General features: G+C 72.3%; 12 protein-coding genes. 6 read left to right on the forward strand and 6 right to left on the reverse strand.

Going from position 1 to position 15,089, the window contains the following annotated elements:
• Nucleotides 1-45 precede the first annotated feature (45 nt).
• Together ACFW5B_RS01610 and ACFW5B_RS01615 are read left to right on the forward strand one after the other, a co-directional pair.
• Nucleotides 46-1,425 carry a cryptochrome/photolyase family protein gene (locus ACFW5B_RS01610; protein WP_386431475.1) on the forward strand — a complete coding sequence of 460 codons (1,380 nt, stop codon included), beginning with the start codon at nucleotides 46-48 and terminating at the stop codon, nucleotides 1,423-1,425.
• Between the two features lie 85 nt (nucleotides 1,426-1,510).
• On the forward strand, nucleotides 1,511-2,455 hold the full coding sequence (locus tag ACFW5B_RS01615) for a YihY/virulence factor BrkB family protein (RefSeq protein ID WP_386431478.1): 945 nt from the start codon (nucleotides 1,511-1,513) through the stop codon (nucleotides 2,453-2,455).
• Between the two features lie 12 nt (nucleotides 2,456-2,467).
• Here ACFW5B_RS01615 and ACFW5B_RS01620 read toward each other — a convergent pair whose 3' ends face one another.
• Nucleotides 2,468-2,779 carry a 4a-hydroxytetrahydrobiopterin dehydratase gene (locus tag ACFW5B_RS01620; protein ID WP_386431481.1) on the reverse strand — a complete coding sequence of 104 codons (312 nt, stop codon included), beginning with the start codon at nucleotides 2,777-2,779 and terminating at the stop codon, nucleotides 2,468-2,470.
• A 255-nt stretch (nucleotides 2,780-3,034) separates the two neighbouring features.
• Here ACFW5B_RS01620 and ACFW5B_RS01625 point away from each other — a divergent pair, with 255 nt between their 5' ends.
• A complete protein-coding gene (locus tag ACFW5B_RS01625; RefSeq protein WP_386431484.1) occupies nucleotides 3,035-5,740 on the forward strand; it encodes an SCO7613 C-terminal domain-containing membrane protein in 2,706 nt (901 codons plus the stop codon).
• A gap of 171 nt (nucleotides 5,741-5,911) precedes the next feature.
• The gene (locus tag ACFW5B_RS01630) at nucleotides 5,912-6,727 is read left to right on the forward strand and encodes a helix-turn-helix domain-containing protein (protein WP_386431487.1); all 816 of its coding nucleotides are present in this window, start codon (nucleotides 5,912-5,914) and stop codon (nucleotides 6,725-6,727) included.
• A gap of 7 nt (nucleotides 6,728-6,734) precedes the next feature.
• Here ACFW5B_RS01630 and ACFW5B_RS01635 read toward each other — a convergent pair whose 3' ends face one another.
• Nucleotides 6,735-7,148: a nuclear transport factor 2 family protein gene (locus ACFW5B_RS01635; RefSeq protein WP_386431490.1), complete on the reverse strand. Its 414-nt coding sequence runs from the start codon at nucleotides 7,146-7,148 to the stop codon at nucleotides 6,735-6,737.
• A 298-nt stretch (nucleotides 7,149-7,446) separates the two neighbouring features.
• Here ACFW5B_RS01635 and ACFW5B_RS01640 point away from each other — a divergent pair, with 298 nt between their 5' ends.
• The gene (locus ACFW5B_RS01640; RefSeq protein ID WP_386431493.1) at nucleotides 7,447-8,205 is read left to right on the forward strand and encodes a MerR family transcriptional regulator; all 759 of its coding nucleotides are present in this window, start codon (nucleotides 7,447-7,449) and stop codon (nucleotides 8,203-8,205) included.
• A 251-nt stretch (nucleotides 8,206-8,456) separates the two neighbouring features.
• Here ACFW5B_RS01640 and ACFW5B_RS01645 read toward each other — a convergent pair whose 3' ends face one another.
• Together ACFW5B_RS01645 and ACFW5B_RS01650 are read right to left on the reverse strand one after the other, a co-directional pair.
• A complete protein-coding gene (locus ACFW5B_RS01645) occupies nucleotides 8,457-9,023 on the reverse strand; it encodes a DUF4291 domain-containing protein (protein ID WP_386431495.1) in 567 nt (188 codons plus the stop codon).
• Nucleotides 9,024-9,293: 270 nt separating this feature from the next.
• On the reverse strand, nucleotides 9,294-9,791 hold the full coding sequence (locus ACFW5B_RS01650; RefSeq protein WP_386431498.1) for a lamin tail domain-containing protein: 498 nt from the start codon (nucleotides 9,789-9,791) through the stop codon (nucleotides 9,294-9,296).
• A gap of 420 nt (nucleotides 9,792-10,211) precedes the next feature.
• On the opposite strand from ACFW5B_RS01650, the gene ACFW5B_RS01655 reads away from it, so the two are divergent.
• Nucleotides 10,212-11,261 carry a fatty acid desaturase family protein gene (locus ACFW5B_RS01655; protein ID WP_386431501.1) on the forward strand — a complete coding sequence of 350 codons (1,050 nt, stop codon included), beginning with the start codon at nucleotides 10,212-10,214 and terminating at the stop codon, nucleotides 11,259-11,261.
• On the opposite strand, the gene ACFW5B_RS01660 is transcribed toward ACFW5B_RS01655, so the two are convergent.
• The gene (locus ACFW5B_RS01660) at nucleotides 11,191-12,597 is read right to left on the reverse strand and encodes an amino acid permease (protein ID WP_386431504.1); all 1,407 of its coding nucleotides are present in this window, start codon (nucleotides 12,595-12,597) and stop codon (nucleotides 11,191-11,193) included. The two genes, ACFW5B_RS01655 and ACFW5B_RS01660, sit on opposite strands and share 71 nt — an antisense overlap.
• 85 nt (nucleotides 12,598-12,682) lie before the next feature.
• Nucleotides 12,683-14,911, reverse strand: coding sequence for a phage holin family protein (locus tag ACFW5B_RS01665; RefSeq protein ID WP_386431708.1), 2,229 nt, complete (start codon nucleotides 14,909-14,911; stop codon nucleotides 12,683-12,685).
• Nucleotides 14,912-15,089 lie beyond the last annotated feature (178 nt).

A 15,089-nucleotide genomic window follows, 5' to 3' on the forward strand; every position in this document is an offset into this window, starting at 1 on the left:
GCCGGCCGCGGCTCACGGGGCGCCGGTTCGGTGTAGACGTATGGCATGGATGTAGCGATCTGCCTGTTCAGCTCCGATCTGCGGCTGCACGACCAGCCGGTGCTGACTGCCGCGCTGCGCGCCGCGTCGCAGGTGGTACCGCTGTTCGTGGTCGACTCGGGGATCGCTGACGCCGGGTTCGTGGTGCCCAACCGGGCCGCGTTCCTGGCCGGCGCGCTGGCCGATCTCGATGCCGGGCTGCGTGAACGGGGCGGTCGGCTGGTCATCCGTACGGGGGACGTGGTCGCCGAGACCTGCCGGGTGGCGGCGGAGACCGGGGCCGGGGAGGTGCATCTCGCGGCCGGGGTGAGCGGGTACGCGCTGCGCAGGGAGCGGCGGTTGGGCGCGGAGCTGGCGGCGGCGGGGCGTTCCCTGGTGGTGCAGGACGCGGTGATCACGGCGCTGGCGCCCGGCGCGGTGCTGCCCTCCGGCCCGGACAAGGACCACTTCGCGGTCTTCACCCCGTACTTCCGGCGCTGGCAGGCGGCGGAACGGCGGTCGGTGCTGCCCGCGCCGCGCTCCGTACGGGTCCCGGCCGGGGTGCGGTCGGAGCGTCTGCCGTCGGCGCGGGTCCTGTGCCCGGACGGACGGCCGTCGCCCGCGCTGCCGGAGGGCGGGGAGCGGGCGGGGCGCCGCCGGTTCGGGGCCTGGCAGCGGTCGGGCATGGCCGACTACCAGGACCGGCAGGATGATCTGCCGGGCGACGCCACCTCGCGGCTGTCGCCGTATCTGCACTTCGGGTGCCTGTCACCGGTGGAGCTGGTGCACAAGGCGGCCGGCCGCGACGACGCCGGTGCCGAGGCGTTCGTACGGCAGCTGGCCTGGCGGGACTTCCACCATCAGGTGCTGGCGGCCCGGCCCGGCGCGGCGCGCGCCGACTACCGCCCCCGGGGCGACCGCTGGCGGCATGACGACGCCGAGGTGACGGCGTGGAAGGAGGGCCGTACCGGCTATCCGGTGGTCGACGCCGGGATGCGGCAGCTGCTCCACGAGGGCTGGCTGCACAACCGGGCCCGGATGCTGGTGGCGAGCTTTCTGACCAAGACGCTGTATGTGGACTGGCGGGTGGGCGCGCGCCACTTCCTGGATCTGCTGGTGGACGGCGACATGGCGAACAACCAGCTCAACTGGCAGTGGGTGGCCGGCACCGGCACCGACACCCGGCCCAACCGGGTGCTGAATCCGCTCGTCCAGGCCCGGCGGTTCGACCCCCGCGGCGAGTACGTACGGCGCTGGGTGCCCGAGCTGGCGGGGCTCGCGGGCGCGGCGGTGCACCAGCCGTGGAAGCTGTCCGGGGCCGAGCGCGCGGCGTACGACTACCCCGATCCGGTGGTGGACCTGGCGGACGGGCTGCTGCGGTTCCAGCGGGCGCGCGGGCTGACGTGAGCGGGGCCCCGGGCGGCCGGGTGCGTGGGCGGGAGCCGGGCCGGGAGATGATGCAGGGCGGATCGACGGAGAGGACGGACACGACATGGGCGGGAGCGGTATGCGCCGCGGACTGGACCCGACACAGCTGGACCGGGCACTCGGGGCGGTCGGGCCGAGGAAGCCGGCCACGCTGCCGACCTGGGCCCAGTGCCGTACCGCGCTGCGCCGTACGCCGCTGTCCGTGTGGCACGACGACGTGACGGACTGGGCCGCGAGCCTGACGTACTACTCGGTGCTGGCACTGCTGCCGTCGCTGATCGTCACGGTGTCGCTGATCGGTCTCGCCGATCCGCCGGCCACCGAGCAGCTGATCAACCAGATCAGTTCGATCGCCCCGGCCGAGGCCGGCCCGACCGTCCACCGGGCGCTGGTCGGCATGGCGCACCAGCAGACCGCCGCCTGGGTGGTGCTGGGCGGTGCCCTGGTCAGTGCGCTGTGGTCGTCCTGCAGCTATCTGGCGGTGTTCCGCCGGGCGCTGCACGCCATGCACCGCACCAAGGACGACCGCCCGCCGTGGCGCAAGGCGCCGCGCATCCTGTTCACGGCGCTGCTGCTGATGGCGCTGCTGATCAGCAGTGCGGTGGCGCTGCTGGTGAGCGGGCCGATCGCGGCGGCGCTGGGCCGGGCGGTGGGCCTTGGGGAGGCCGGCGAGGCCACCTGGAACCTGCTGAAGTGGCCGCTGCTGCTGCTCCTGGCGACGGTGCTGGCGATGGTGCTGTTCCGTTCCGGCCCGGCCAGTTCCCGCGGGGTGCGCCGGGCGGCCCCCGGCGGTGTGGTCGCGGTGCTCCTGTGGCTGGTCTCCTCCGCCGGATTCACCCTCTATGCCTCGTACGTCGGGACCTTCAACCGGCTCTACGGCTCGCTCGCCGGGCCGGTGGTGTTCCTGATCTGGCTGTGGTTCTCCCATCTGTCGCTGCTGTCCGGCGCCCAGTTCAATGTGGAGCTGGCCCGTGCGGGGCGGGTGGTGCGGCCCCGCACCGGCAGCTGAGACCCTGCGCGGTCAGCGCACCCCGTGGCCCGGCGCGATGTCCTCGATGCGGCGGGCGAGACCGAAGTCGAGGTGGGTGATCCGGCCGCCGGCGCTGTGGGTGTTCACCGCGACGTCGATCCGGTTGTATCCCAGGGTGAGTTCGGCGTGGTGCCCCAACTCCTCCTGGATCTGCGCGATATGGACGACCATGGCGACGGCCGGGACATGCCCGTGGAAGAGGTAGTGCCGACGCAGCAGCTCCCCGTCGACGGACCAGCCGGGCAGCTCCGCCAGCCGCTCCTCGGTCTCCTTCGTGCTGAGCGGTTCCACCTGAGCATTCATCACGCTCGCCTCTCGCCGTCCGCCGGCCGCCGATGGGCCGGCTCCCGATACGTCTCCTGTCCGGCCCGCCGTCTGCGCCGCGGCGGCCCCGGCCGGTCCCAGCCTGGCATGCCCAGGTCGCTTTCGCGCGGCACAGCAGCGATCACCGGCCACCGGTTCCGCACCGCACGGCGGGCGGTGGAGACCTGTCCGCACCAGGACGGTTGAGTACGCATACTCAAGCCCCCGGCCGACAGGGCCGCGCATACTCCGGCCATGTCTATGGAACCCCCGGTGTGCCCGGACTGCGGAAGCCCTCTGGGGTCGTCTCCGCCCGCTCGGTGCACGCAGTGCCAACTTCCCCTGATCGGGCCGGACGCCTTCGCGTTGTGGCAGGTCACGGGTGAGTTGCGCGCGCTGGACGCCCGCCGGCAATGGCTGGTGCAGCGGCACGCGGAGCTGCTGACCGCGCTGCGGAGACGCCGGGACGCACCAGCCGGGGTGCCGGCGCCCGCATCCGCGGGGATACCGGCGTTCGCCCCTCTGGGCGGAAGTGGCGGGGGCGGCGGCGCAACGGGGGCCCGGAGGCGGGAGTTCTCCGCCCCCTCCGCCCGGACCGCGCTGCTGATCGTCGGCGGGGTGCTGGTGGTCGTGGCCGCGCTGGTGTTCACCGTGGTGAGCTGGGGCCGGCTGGGCATCGGCGGACGGGCCGCCGTACTGCTCGCGCTGACCGCCTGCGCACTCGCCCTGCCCGGTCCGCTGCGGCGCCGCCGGCTCACGGCCACCGCCGAGGCATCGGCCGCCGTGGGACTCGCCCTCGTACTCCTGGACGGCTACGCCGCCCGGCAGGCCGGACTCGCCGGCCTGGACCGCGTCGGGACGGCGGGCTACTGGGCGATGCTCACCGCGCTGACCGCGCTGGGAGCGATGGCCTACGGCTGGTGGCTGCGGCTCCGGCTCCCCCTTCCCGTGGGCTTCCTGATGGCCCGACTGCCCGGCCTCCTGGGCGCCGCCGCCATGGGCGGTACGGCCGAGGCCTACGCGACCGCGATCATCGGCACGGCCGCGGTGGACTTCGCGGCCCTGTACGCCCTCACGGCCCACGCCTCCGCGAACGCCGGGCTCCGTGACCGATGGGGCAGCGAACGGACCGCCACCACCCTGGTCACAGCGGCCGGGGCACTGAGCGGCGGATGGGCACTGCTGGGCGGGGTGCTCGCGGTGGGGCAGGCGGTGGTCGCCCCGTCGGCGGCCGAGGCGCTGCGGGCCTGGGTGCCGCTGGGCCTGTTGGTGCTGCTCGGCACGGCCCTGTGCCGCGGCTTCCGCAGGCTGCCGTTCGCGCTGCGCTCCGGTGGCGAGGGCGTGGCCGTCGTGGCGTTCGTCGTGGCCGTAGGTGCCGGGTCGCGGCATGTCATACCCGCGGGGTGGGCGGTGGCCGGATACGCGATACCGGCGGCGGTCATCGCCGTGTGGGCGGCGGTGTGCTGTGTACGGATCGGGCGGTGGGCGACGCCTGCGAGGGGTGGCGGAGCCGAGGGGCCGCACACACCGCCGCGCGAAGCCGCGGCCGCGCTGGGAGGGCTGATCGCCGCCTCAACCCTCCTCTTGCTGAGCGGTGTTGTGGCACTGCCCGAACTCGCACAGGCCCTCCTCCGGCCCGTCGTCCACGGCGTCGCGCTCTGGGGGAACGGCCACCCGGAACTGGCACCGACACCCACATCGTGGAGCTGGCGGCTCGCCACCGCACCGCTGGTCGTGCTCTGGCTGTGCGCCTCCGTGCTCGCCGCCATGGCCGCCCTGCGCGCCCGTGCCGTCGGCGACGGCCACCCGGACCGACTGGCGAACGCGCTGCACCACGCCCGCGTGCCGGCCGCCGTACCCGCACTGCTCCTGCTGCCGGTGGCGTTGGGCCTGCCGTACGGGTGGGTGCTGGCGGCCGCCGCAGTCGCCACCGCCGCCGTTGCGGTGGACCTCATGCGCCGACGGGAGGCCGCACTCCCACCGAGGCTCCTGGCGCTGGCCACCACCGGCGCTCTCGCCCTCCTCTGGTCGTCGGCAGACCGGGTCGCCGTTCTGGCCGTATGCGGGAGCTTCGCCGTGGCGGCCGGCGTACTCGCCCACGTCCTTGCGGCGCCGACCGCCCGGCCCGGCGAGCGCGCGACGGCGTGTGGCGCGGGTGCCTTCGCCGTCCTCGCCCTGGGCGTCGAGGCGATCGCGTCCGGCGTCACGGCCGGCCTGCCCTCGCAGGTCACGGCGTTCCTTGTGCTCGCGGTCGCCATCGCCTCCGCCGGCGCGGCAGCGGTCTGGCAGCGGCTCCCGGGGCGCGCTCAGGTATCCACGGCTGTCGAAGGCACCGGGTACGCCCTGGCGTCGGTCACCCTCTCCCTGACGCTCCATCACCCCACCGCACTCAGCCTCGTCCTCGCCGTGACCGGGCTCGCAGGCCTCGCCATCGCACTGCGCCCGGACCGCCGCCACGCCGCGCTCGCCGGAACCGCCCTGCTCATCGCCTCCTCCTGGGTACGCCTCGCCCTCGCGGGCGTCTCCTCCCCCGAGGCGTACACCCTCCCGGTCACGGCAGCCGCACTGGTCATCGGCCACCGCCGCCGTACGAGCACCCCGGCGACGGGTTCCTGGCCCGCCTACGGGGCGGGGCTGAGTGCGACCATGCTCCCCAGCCTCGTCGCCGTATGGAGCGATGAGAACTGGGTGCGCCCGCTGCTCCTGGGCGTGGCGGCCCTGCTCGCCACCGTTATCGGGGCACGCACCCGCCTGCAGGCACCACTGGTCGCCGGCACCGGCGTACTCGTCCTCGTCGGGCTGCACGAGCTCGCCCCGACCGTGGTCCAGGTGCTCGGCCTGCTCCCCCGCTGGGTGCCGCTGGCCGCGGCCGGGCTGCTCCTGCTGCTGCTCGGGGCCACCTACGAGAAGCGGATCGGCGAGGCCCGGCGCCTGCGGGACACGGTGCGCGGCATGGGGTGAGCGACCGCGGCGGGGGCCGGGGAGGCGGAGGACGGCCAGGGCCGCGGGCGTCAAGGCCCCGCCCCGGCCCCGCCCTTCCCGGACGTCGACCGTCCCGCACCGCCCCCTTTCCCCCTCCCGCCCTTCTCCTACCGCCCCCTCGCCTCCCACCGCTCAGCTACCGTCCCTCCCATGACAACCGCTGCGGCGTCGTCGCCGGAGACGACCACGGGTGTGGGCGCGCTGTTGCGCGAATGGCGCGACCGGCGCCGGATCAGCCAGCTGGAACTGGCGCTGCGCGCCGACTCCTCCGCCCGCCACATCAGCTTCATCGAGACCGGCCGCTCCCGCCCCAGCCAGGAGATGGTGCTGCGGCTCGCCGAACATCTCGACGTCCCCGTTCGGGAGCGCAACGCCCTCCTGATCTCGGCGGGCTACGCCCCGACCTTCCCGGAGACCCCGCTGGACGACCCGTCGATGACCGCCCTGCGCTCCGGTATGGAACGCCTGCTGAGCGGCTACGAACCGTTCCCGGCTCTGGTGGTCGACGGGATCTACGACGTCCAGGCGGCGAACCGCGGGATCACCATGCTGCTGGAGGGCGTCGCCCCGGCCTTGCTGAAGCCCCCGCTGAACGCCATGCGCCTCACCATGCATCCGGAAGGCCTGGCCCCCCGCATCCGCAACTACCGGGAGTGGCGCGGCCATCTACTCGCCCAGATGGACCGGCAGTTGGCCCTGATGCGCTCCGCCCCTCTGCGCGCACTGCACGACGAGGTGAGCGGCTACCCCCTGCCCCCGGGCGGCCACCAATCAGCCACCTTCGGCGGACACGCCCCCTTCGCCCTCCCCATGATCATCGAACACCGCGCCACCGTGCTGTCCTTCGTCTCCACCATCGCCACCTTCAACACCCCCATGGATGTCACCGTCTCCGAACTAGCGGTGGAAACCCTCCTCCCGGCCGACCAGGAGACGGCTGCTTATCTGCGCAGGGTGGGTGGCTAGGGGTGCCTCACACCGACGGCACCCGGTCCAGGAACCCGACAACGGACCGGATCCGCCCGTCCTCCCCCAGCCGCACCACATCGAACCCTGCCACCGGCGCCGACCCGTCCGCCACACCGATCAGCTCCCACCCGAACCGCACCACGTCGTGGTGCCCGTCCACGTCCCCCAGCTGCCGGAACACATGGCCCGGGAACTGCGCATGCACCCCGGCAATCGCCGCCGCCAGCCCGTCATGCCCCGCAACATCCGCCAGCGGATCGGTGTACGTGACGTCCTCACCGAACCCCGCCGCGACGGCCTCACCCAACGCCCCCTCCCCGCTCGCATTCCACGCCTCGAAGTACCGCACCACGGCCGCCTCGTACCGCTCCCCCGCGTCGGATGTCTGCCGGCCGACCTTCTTCTGATGCTGCGTCATGACTAACTCCCACTCCTCGTGTCACTCACTACGACGCGTACCGCCCGAACAGCACCACGCCCTGACACCGATCCACGGGCCGGAGTGCGCCGGCCCGTGAACCGATGCCTTCACCCTGCCGGGTAGCGGGGGCGAGGGCGATTACTCGGGAGGTAATGACGGCGGAGCCGCATCCCCTTCGGAGTGCGGGGCCGGTATGCCTGATCTGGGGGTTGAAGTTGCCGTTACGGCAGCTTCTACCGTTCCGATCAGGGCCGGAGAGACCGGACCAGCGACACAGATGTGCGAGGAGACGGGAATGGACTGGCCGATCGCGGAGGTCGCCCGGATGTCCGGCGTGACCGCCCGGACTTTGCGGCACTACGACGCGATCGGCCTGCTCCCGCCCGCTCGGATAGGGGCCAATGGCCACCGCTACTACACAGCGCGCCAACTGCTGGTGTTGCAGCAGATCTTGGTCCTGCGGGCGGTGGGCCTGGGGTTGCCGGAGATCGGCCGGGTGCTGGCCGATCAGGTCGACGAGGTGGAGGCCCTGCGCGGCCACCACCGGCGGCTGCTCGCCGAACGTGACCGGCTCGGCGCCCTGGCCGCCACCGTCTCGCGCACGATCGCCGAACTGGAGCAGTCCAGGAAGGACGGCATACCTATGGCCATCAACCGACCGGAGAACCTGTTCGAGGGCGTGGTGCCCTCCCAGTACCAGGAGAACCTGCGCGACTTTCCCGAGCACGCCGAAGCGGTCGCTCGCCACGTGGCCGGGATGAGCCTGCGCGATATCGAGGCCGGACAGCGCGAGCGCACCGCGCAGATGATCCGGCTGGCCGAGCTGATGGCCGCCGGCCATCCGGCCGATGCCGAGCCCGTGCAGGCCGAGATCGACGCCCAGTACCGGACCCTGACCGCGCTGCGAGCTGTCTCCACCGACGAATACCGGGCCATGGGGCGCTCCTGCGTGGACAACGACGCCTGGCGCACCGCGTACGAGGCCATCGCCCCGGGCCTCGCCGCATACCAGCGCGACGCCATCGATGCCTACGCCGGCACACGGCTCGGCTGACCAAGGCGGCACGGCGGGCACCGAACCCGGATCCAGCCTTCTTCGGTCCCACACGCCGCCGACAGCACCGCGTCTCCCCTCAGTTGGAAGGAGGGCGAGGTGCTGTCCACGCTGACGAGAGACGGGCTCACCCTGTCCGGTAGGTAGACAACAAGGTTAAAGAACAAGGTCAGAGCCTGTTTCGAAAGGGCTCGTAGTGTCTCTGGCCGTGCCGCCGCTGAGCAGGCGAATGCTTCCTGGCCAGTCGGCCGTCATCCACCCGGAAAAAGGAGGCTTTCCAGGGGCCGTGGCAGTGGATATTCACGCTCCGCAGGGAATAGCCGCTGGGCTTTGGCGGCGTGCCCGGTCTGTATCAAAGCCGCAGCCTTGCGGACCTGGGGAGTGAGATCGGTGAGGCCGACGATCCAGTCGTCGGTGAATGTACGTATCAGCTTGCGGCCGATGCCGACCTGGATGCTGTAGTGGTTCAGTGCCGCTCCGCGCAACGAGCGCTCCGGGTCCCACTGGACATGTACGGCTGCCTGGGCAACAGCTGCCGCATCCGCGGTCGTGAGTACAGCCTGGGACAGGGCTTCCTCCCAGCCCTGCCGGGTTATCCGTACTGCGAGAACGCGTTCTTGACCGGGTTTGCGGGCCCAGTTGCTGCGGTGCATGAGCCACCGGAACGAGGGCTTTATCCATGTCATTCTGTGGAATGAGAACGGCGCAACGAAGCGGCCCCCTCGCAGCGCCGCGTCGGCTATGGCAGGTGCGTATGCCTGGTAGACCACGATCGTGTCGGCATCGAAGTCTGCGCGAATCCGGTACTGGGGTGCCATGCGCCGCACCCTGCCATCCGTTCCACGCGCATCGCGAACCCTTTCCCCCACACGCAGGCGGGTGCTGGACCGTCGTTCTTCCTCGCGCGACCACCGGCAGTCGCCCCGACAACTGCCCGAGACCGGGGCGGCCGGGAGGCGGGCCGAGTGCTCCCGAGCCCGCCTCTGCACAGGGGATTGGCGGCCCCTGTGTTCCCGCCTGGTCTCGGCTGCTCAGTCGCTGCAACCGCTCAGTTGCTCAACTGCCCAGTGGCTCAACCACCCAGTGGCTCAGCTGTGGTAGCGGATGTAGCCGTCGCCGTCGGGGTCCGATCCTCGCTGCGTGTAGGAGTGGACGTCCGCGCGGCTGCCGGAGGGCTTGTACAGGTAGATCGTGTCGCGGTCGTTGTTCCACATGAAGTTGCAGTTGTCGCGGTAGACCACGTTGCGGGTGTCGGAGTCCGTGCCGTGGCCGCCGCGGAGCTTCACGTAGTCGCCGGGCTGGAGGTAGTGGCTGGCGGTGAAGGTGAAGCGGTTGCCGGTGGCGTCCTTCACCACGTAGCCCTTGAGGTTGATCGTCGACGAGGACGAGTAGTTCTTGATCGTGACGTACTCCTCGTCCGTGTTGCCCGTGGAGCAGCGGTTGGAGTCGCGGCCGGGGGCGTCGTACTGGACGCCGCGGATCTTCAACGCCGAGTGGTATTCGGCGGCTTGGGCCGGGGCGGCAGCGAGGAAGGACAGTGCGCCGGCGAGAGCGGCGGCAGCGGCGACGGCAGGACGGTTGTGCAAGAGAGATCCCCTCCGAGTCTGATGGAACTGTGTTGCATGTGGAGGACTTGCGAAGGGATGTGATGGTTGCACGGTGAACAACATGTGACTGAACTCGGCCGGAGGGGAGCTGAGTGTGCCCGTGAATGTGCGTTTGGGTATGTCAGCCCACCGGTTCGCGGGGCCGGCCGGCGGCCGCGGGACGCTCAGTCGGCGACGGCGGGCGCAGGGCGGGTGGCCGCGGCCCACAGGGACGTCAGGCCGGCGTAACCGGCCAGGGCGACTGAGCCGCGTGCCATGCATGAAGTCGAGCCACAGGGCGAGGAGGCATCCGGCGGCGAGGGCGGGCGTACCCCAGCCCTGAGGTAGCGCTAACCCCCGGTCCGGTGCGGGGGGTTACCGGCTGTCTGGATCGGGTGCCGAGGCAGAAGACTCGACGGTATGACGACGAGGGTTGAGAGTTCCCGGGCGGGTGCCGGGGCGGCGATGGGGTCCGGCAGTGACTTCGCGCGGCTGTCGCAGCGGGTCGTGGCGGCGGGGCTGTTGCGGCGTCGGCCGGGCTATTACGCCGTGCGGCTCGCGATGGTGACGGTGGGATTTGTTGGGGGGTGGGTGGCGTTCTTCGTGTTGGGGGACAGCTGGTGGCAGATGGGGGTGGCCGCGCTTCTGGCCGTCGTGTTCGCGCAGGTCGCGCTGGTCACTCATGATGTGGCGCACCGGCAGGTGTTCCGTGGGCGGCGGGCGAGTGAGGCCGGCGGGTTGCTGTTCGGCAATCTCGGGGTGGGGATGTCGTACGGCTGGTGGATGAACAAGCACACCAGACATCACGCCAACCCCAACCATGAGGAGCTGGACCCGGATGTCGCGCCGGACATCCTGGTGTGGTCACGGGAGCAGGCTCGGGCCGCCAGGGGGCTGCCCCGGTTCATCGGCCGCTACCAGGCGGAGCTGTTCTTTCCGCTGCTGACGCTGGAGGGGTTCAACCTCCGGGTGTCGAGCATCCGGGCGCTGCGGTCCCCGGCCATGAAGCACCGCGGTACCGAGGCGGTGCTGTTGCTGGCGCATGTCGTGCTGTACGGCGGTGCCTTGCTCCTGGTGCTGTCGCCGGGGAAGGCGCTTGCGTTTCTGCTGGTCCACCAGGCGCTCTTCGGCGTGTACTTGGGGTGTACGTTCGCGCCCAACCACAAGGGGATGCCTACGTTGACGGGCGGCGCCCGGCCGGACTTTCTGCGGCGTCAGGTGCTGACGTCACGGAACATCCGGGGCGGGGCGCTGACCGACGTGCTGCTCGGGGGGCTCAACTACCAGATCGAGCACCATCTCTTCCCGAGCATGCCGACGCCGCATCTGCGGCGCGCGCAGGTGATCGTGCGGGCGTACTGCGCCGAGATCGGCGTCCCGTACCACGAGACCGGACTGGTCAGGTCGTACGCGGAGGCGCTGCGGCACTTGCGGCGGGTGGGGGAACCGCTTCGTGGTCCGCGGACGTGAGCGGCGCGGCCTCCGCCTCCGCCTGGCGCGCCGTACGACGGGCCGCCATCCAGGCGTAGACGAGGATGCCGGCGAACAGGAAGAGCACGCCCTGGTAGATCGCGGCGTAGCCGGCGCCCGCGACGAGCCAGAAGGTGAAACCGAAGGCGGTCAGGGCGAGGGTCATGTCGCGGGCGAAGCGGGCGGGGCGGACCTTGTCGCGGCGGCCGGTGAGCAGGAAGTAGACCTGGGCGCCGGCGGCGAGGAGGTAGGGCACGGTCGCCGAGAAGGTGGTGATCAGCACCAGGATCTCGAAGACGCCGCCGGAGCCGATCAGGTAGTTGAGCACCGTGAGGGCGCTGGCCAGTACGGCAGCGGCCAGTACGCCGAAGGTCGGGACACCGCGCCGCTTCTTCAGGAACGGTGCGGGGAACAGCCCGTCCTTGGCCGCGGCGTACGGGGACTGCGCGCTCATCAGCGTCCAGCCGTTGAGCGCGCCGATGATCGAGACGACGGCGGCGAGCGCGACGACCGTGCCGCCCCAGTGCCCGCCGAACATCGCGTTGACCGCGTCGGAGAAGGGCGCCTGGGACTTCACCAGCTTGTCGTGGGCGACGGTGCCGAAGACGGCGACGGTGCCCAGGAGGTAGACCACGGCGGAGCCGATGGTGCCGAGGACGGTGGCCCGGCCGACGTTCCGCTCCGGGTCGCGCACCTCGCCCGCGCTCATCGCGGCGGACTCCACCCCGACATAGGAGTAGAGCAGGATCGCGGCCGCCGCGGACATCCCGCCGAGCGCACTGCCGCTGCCTTCGTGGAACGAGCCGAGGTTGGCCGGGTCGAAGAAGAACAGGCCGACGACGGCGATGAAGAGCAGCGGGACGAACTTGAGGACCGTGGAGATCGTCTGGACCAGGCCGACGTAGCGGGTGCCGGCGAAGTTGGCGAGGGCCGGCAGCCAGAGCGCGCCGAGGGCGGTCACCAGGTCGGTGGTGTCGGACGGGCGGCCCGGGAGGAGGACGTGCACATAGCCGACGATGGCGACCGCGAGCGCCGCGTTGCTGACCCAGGTCATGGTCCAGTACGACCAGGCGGAGAGGAACCCGGCGAAGTCGCCGAACGCCTCGCGCGCGTAGACGTAGGGGCCGCCGGTGTCCGGGTGGCGCTCGGCGAGCCGGCCGAAGACCAGGGCGAGGGCGACGGCGCCGACGGTCAGCACGCCGAAGGCGACGAGGCTGACGGTGCCGAACGGGGCCACCGATGCGGGCAGCAGAAAGATGCCGCCACCGATGATGTTGCCCATCACTAGGCAGGTGGCGGTTCCCAGACCGAAGCGGCGCGTGTGCCGGTCGTTCATGGCGTGGTGGGCCTCTCGTCGTGCGCTGTGCACCCGGGGTTACCGAGCGGTGCCAATCGTCGGCTATCGGTGGCGTCCGCCAAAATCAGCGGGAATCGTCCCGCGCGGCGGGGTCCGGGGGTGGAAAACCTTCGGGAGGAGGTGCGCCGGGCCGGAGTTCGTCCGCGGCGGATCTCAGGGGCAATTGTGGTCCCTCGGCCTCGGCCAGCCAGCGGCGCAGGACCCGGTGCACCTGTTCGGCGCCGGTCAGCGGCGCGCCGTCCGGGGCCGGCGGGGTCAGCTCGACGGGCCAGAGGAGAAACGGGTGGCTCTGGGCGCCGCCCAGTCCGCCGTGCGAGCCGATCTGCTCCTCGAAGGCGTGTACCGCGCCGGTGTCCGGGTCGCAGGCGGAGTTGACCATGAGGTCGGCGGCGTGCGGGAAGCGGTCGGTACGGCGTACCGCCTCGGCCGCGCCGTCACCGAACGGGGCCAGGGGGTCGGCGCCGATGAGGCGGCCGGTGCGGAGATGGTGCTCGGCACCGGCCGGGCCGAGCACCACCGGGCCGTGCAGCGCGGAGCGGACCAGCAGGAAGCCGATGCCGGGGTGGTTGGCGAGGGTGGGGAGCAGGGCGGGGTGTCTGCGGTCCAGTTCCTCGCGGGTGATCCGGCCGGGCACGTCGGGGAAGGACACCAGACCGAGGTTTCCGGAGGCCAGCACGAGGGGGTGGGCGGCGCCCGGGTCCGGCGGCGTCCGCTCGGGGGGCCGGGCCGCTGCCTCTGCGGCGACCGCTTCCCCAGGCGCGTCCTCCCCGGACGTCGACTCCGCGGACGTCGCTCCCACGGCCACCGCCTCCCCCGGCGCCGCCTCCTCCGGACGGTGCAGCGCGGCCCGTGCCGCCGCCCTGGCCTCGGCTCCGCTCGGGGTGCGGCCCGCGCGCCGGGGCACCGGCAGTCCGCAGCCGGCCCGGACGAGATCGCCCAGGCTCAGCCCGTAGCGCTCCAGGAACGTCGGGCCGTGGCTCTGGCCGTGGTCGGAGAGCAGCACGATGCGGTACGGGCGCGGCGCGTGCCGGGCGGCCCGGGCGATCAGTGCGACGGCCCGGTCGAGGCTGCGCAGGACCTTGAGCGCATCGGGGTGGGCGGGTCCGGAGTGGTGGGCCACCTCGTCGTAGGCGACGAGGTCGGCGTAGATGGCGGTCCGGCCGGCGAGCAGGTCACCGACGACGGCCGCGACCACCACATCGCGCTCGACGACGGTGGCGAAGGCCCGGATGACGGGGTAGAGGCCGCCGCGTTTGACCCGCGGCAGTTCGCGGCGGAAACGGGTGCGCAGGGACTGGGCGATCTCGCGGACGACCTCGGCGACGAAGGAGACGGCGGTACGGGTCGCATTGGCGGGGTCGGAGAAGTAGGCGAAGTAGCCGGCGCGGGAGCGGTTGTGCTTGCCGCGCCGGGCGGCCACCGACATCACCAGCGCGACCTGGTCGGCGCCGCCGCTGAAGAGGTTGCCGCGGCTGGCGCCGTCGTAGGCGAGCAGTCCGCCGTCGCCGGTGCGTGCGATGGCGCGGCGCTGGAGTTCGGCGGCGCTGCTGGGCCGGTTGCTGACGACGACGGTGCGGGTGTCCTTCTCGTACCAGCGGAAGGCCGGCAGGTCCTCGTTGCTGCCGTGCAGGAGGGCGAGCTGACTGGCGCCGGTCTGGCTGGACCAGTCGGTGCGCCAGGGGGTGAGGCGGTGGCTGGCGCCGGTCCAGCGGGCGACGGTCGGCATCAGCGGCCGGTCGCCCCGTACGGCCGCGGACAGCAGGTCGTGGCCCACGCCGTCGAGCTGGAGGAAGAGCGTGCCGGGGGTGGCCGGGCCGCGGGACCGGCCGGACCGGCGGCCACGGCGGCGGCCGGCGAGCCGTACCAGTCGGCGGTGGTAGGCCTCGTCATTGCGTACCGCGAGGAAGGCGGAGGTGGCCGAGGAGGCCGCGGACATCGCGGCCGCGACGATCACCGCGGTCTCCGGCGCGGCCTGGCCGTGCCCCGCGGGGATCAGGTCGAGGGCGAGCAGCAGCAGGGAGCCGTTGAGGAAGAAGACCAGCAGTCCGAGGACGAGCGCCGGCACCAGCAGCAGCGCACGGACGAGAAGGGGCCACACCAGCGCGCTGAGCAGGCCGAACGCGCCGGCGCCCAGCGCGGCGGTGAGGGCGGTGCGGCTGAGGCTGTCGCCGCCCGGCGCCTGCAGCCGGAAGTCGGGCAGCAGCCCGGCGAGCACCAGCAGCGTCAGGCTGGACACCAGCCAGACCGCGAGCACCCGGAACAGGGCACCGCTGAGAGCCTTCCACCGCGGCATCCGCACGCCGTTCCACCTCACCCTCCGGCCCGCCCGGCGGTACGGGCCTGCCGCCAGCATCGCACCCCGGGCCGGGCGGACGGGGGCGGTCCGGTGCCCGGCACGGCGGGCCTCGCGGGGAGCGGGCGGGGCCCCGTTCACCGGGTCCCGCTTCCCCTGCGCCGAGGAGTTCGCTCCC

Origin of the sequence: Streptomyces sp. NPDC058773, from assembly GCF_042746015.1 — a bacterium.
GTDB lineage: Bacteria > Actinomycetota > Actinomycetes > Streptomycetales > Streptomycetaceae > Streptomyces.

Bases quoted from the DNA above. Each gene is read 5' to 3' on its own strand.
- ACFW5B_RS01610 (WP_386431475.1), top strand. From the start codon at position 46: ATGGATGTAGCGATCTGCCTGTTCAGCTCCGATCTGCGGCTGCACGAC.
- ACFW5B_RS01615 (WP_386431478.1), top strand. From the start codon at position 1,511: ATGGGCGGGAGCGGTATGCGCCGCGGACTGGACCCGACACAGCTGGAC.
- ACFW5B_RS01620 (WP_386431481.1), bottom strand. From the start codon at position 2,779: ATGAATGCTCAGGTGGAACCGCTCAGCACGAAGGAGACCGAGGAGCGG.
- ACFW5B_RS01625 (WP_386431484.1), top strand. From the start codon at position 3,035: ATGTCTATGGAACCCCCGGTGTGCCCGGACTGCGGAAGCCCTCTGGGG.
- ACFW5B_RS01630 (WP_386431487.1), top strand. From the start codon at position 5,912: ATGACAACCGCTGCGGCGTCGTCGCCGGAGACGACCACGGGTGTGGGC.
- ACFW5B_RS01635 (WP_386431490.1), bottom strand. From the start codon at position 7,148: ATGACGCAGCATCAGAAGAAGGTCGGCCGGCAGACATCCGACGCGGGG.
- ACFW5B_RS01640 (WP_386431493.1), top strand. From the start codon at position 7,447: ATGGACTGGCCGATCGCGGAGGTCGCCCGGATGTCCGGCGTGACCGCC.
- ACFW5B_RS01645 (WP_386431495.1), bottom strand. From the start codon at position 9,023: ATGGCACCCCAGTACCGGATTCGCGCAGACTTCGATGCCGACACGATC.
- ACFW5B_RS01655 (WP_386431501.1), top strand. From the start codon at position 10,212: ATGACGACGAGGGTTGAGAGTTCCCGGGCGGGTGCCGGGGCGGCGATG.
- ACFW5B_RS01660 (WP_386431504.1), bottom strand. From the start codon at position 12,597: ATGAACGACCGGCACACGCGCCGCTTCGGTCTGGGAACCGCCACCTGC.
- ACFW5B_RS01665 (WP_386431708.1), bottom strand. From the start codon at position 14,911: ATGCCGCGGTGGAAGGCTCTCAGCGGTGCCCTGTTCCGGGTGCTCGCG.